The organism is Marinirhabdus gelatinilytica, from assembly GCF_003353425.1.
GTDB lineage: Bacteria > Bacteroidota > Bacteroidia > Flavobacteriales > Flavobacteriaceae > Marinirhabdus > Marinirhabdus gelatinilytica.
Genome location: NZ_QRAO01000024.1, coordinates 1 through 1,169 on the forward strand (window position 1 = coordinate 1; position 1,169 = coordinate 1,169).

Here is a 1,169-nt window from a genome sequence, read left to right on the forward strand (position 1 = left end):
TAAGGAATCACAATCCAAAATACTAACTCTTCTAATACGAGTGAGGTCAGAATCCAAATCGATTTTTTTCCAAAAAAAATTTGAACCTATGTAAATGTATATTAGATGTAACCAATAGTATATCATAATTCAATAGTTTAATCTTTGGTTTTTTTTCAGGACGATGCGCTCATAATTGCACACAACGGTTTCGTATAACCGTCAGTTACGGGTTAAATTAGCGTTTATTTTAGTTTGGCACAGACTTTAGCAATTCTGAGTGGATTCGGACGTAGTCGAATTCGCCGTAATTGCGGTTATACATTGTTGTGCTTTCGTTATTTTTTTAGTTCTATTCTAATTAATGCTATTAATTCATCTACTGATTTTTGTATTCCTCTTAAAGCATTTAAAGAATGAATACTCAATGTATTAATGTTTTGACATTGTAATACAAGTTCCTCGTAATTATCTTCAAATAAAGACATATTTACAGTATTGTAATCAAAATTTGAATCAACAAAAAATCCGAGTTTCCTTTGCTGAAATGGAACAAAATCAAAACTATATTGTTGGTCTATAATTGCATCTATATTCTCATATTTCTTACATTGATAGTCATATAGTTCAATGAGTGACAATTTAATTTTCTTTGATTTTAAGATGTCTATACCTTTGTTTGAAAGGATAGCGTTATATGTTCCATATTTTGGGAAGAAACTGTAGGCTCCATCATAAATGTTATAAAGAGACTTACTAATTTCTTCAATGTCCGATGAAGATTTTATTTCCAATAAATTAGAATTAATGAAACGATTTTGGTCTACTAAACTCTGATTCTGAAGCCGAATTATTTTAGCCAATTCCAAAGAGTCTGTAGTTAAACTGGCAAGTAAATTTTCGTAGGATTCACGCTCTACAATTGCCTCCTTTCTATTTTCATTCCAATTATTGATTTGTAGAGCAATCAAAATTCCAATAACCACAAGGATGATTTCTCCGAACGCATATTTCAGATACTTACCAGTATTCCCTTCGGATAGTAAGTTTTGTCTAATTTTTCTAAAGAATTTTATCATTGGTTAACGTTTGGTCATAATGAAGCACAACTGGTTTGCATATGAAACGGTGCGACTTTAGGGCGGCGCGCGTTGGCTAGAATCAATTTGCGGAGCAAATGTGGGAAGCGC

At 32.0% G+C, this 1,169-nt stretch carries 1 protein-coding gene; it reads right to left on the reverse strand.

The features are described from left to right. Positions 1 to 317: 317 nt before the first annotated feature. Positions 318 to 1,058, reverse strand: a complete 741-nt coding sequence (locus C8D94_RS15155) for a DUF6090 family protein (RefSeq protein WP_115124811.1) — start codon at positions 1,056 to 1,058, stop codon at positions 318 to 320. Positions 1,059 to 1,169: the final 111 nt, after the last annotated feature.